Here is a 757-nt window from a genome sequence, read left to right on the forward strand (position 1 = left end):
GAAGCCTGAGCGCCAGCTTGGGTGGAGGCGACGTTGGGATACCACCCTGATCGTATCGGAGTTCTAACCTGGTACCGTGATCCGGTATGGGGACAGTGTCAGGTGGGCAGTTTGACTGGGGCGGTCGCCTCCTAAAATGTAACGGAGGCGTTTAAAGGTTCCCTCAGAATGGTTGGAAATCATTCGCAGAGTGCAAAGGCATAAGGGAGCTTGACTGCGAGACCTACAAGTCGAGCAGGGACGAAAGTCGGACTTAGTGATCCGGTGGTACCGAATGGAAGGGCCATCGCTCAACGGATAAAAGCTACCCTGGGGATAACAGGCTTATCTCCCCCAAGAGTCCACATCGACGGGGAGGTTTGGCACCTCGATGTCGGCTCATCGCATCCTGGGGCTGAAGTAGGTCCCAAGGGTTGGGCTGTTCGCCCATTAAAGCGGTACGCGAGCTGGGTTCAGAACGTCGTGAGACAGTTCGGTCCCTATCTGTCGCGGGCGTAGGAAATTTGAGAGGAGCTGTCCTTAGTACGAGAGGACCGGGATGGACGTACCGCTGGTGTACCAGTTGTCTCGCCAGAGGCATAGCTGGGTAGCTATGTACGGAGGGGATAAGCGCTGAAAGCATCTAAGCGCGAAGCCCCCCTCAAGATGAGATTTCCCAGTATGTAAGACCCCTTGTAGACGACGAGGTTGATAGGTTCGAGGTGGAAGTGCGGCAACGTATGCAGCTGACGAATACTAATCGGTCGAGGGCTTAACC

The 757-nt window shown here is 55.4% G+C and carries 1 rRNA gene; it reads left to right on the forward strand.

The window, feature by feature from the left end:
- Positions 1-757 (forward strand): 23S ribosomal RNA (locus tag HQN90_RS38085); the annotation flags it as partial.

Source organism: Paenibacillus alba (assembly GCF_013204855.1).
Taxonomy (GTDB): Bacteria; Bacillota; Bacilli; order Paenibacillales; family NBRC-103111; genus Paenibacillus_E; species Paenibacillus_E alba.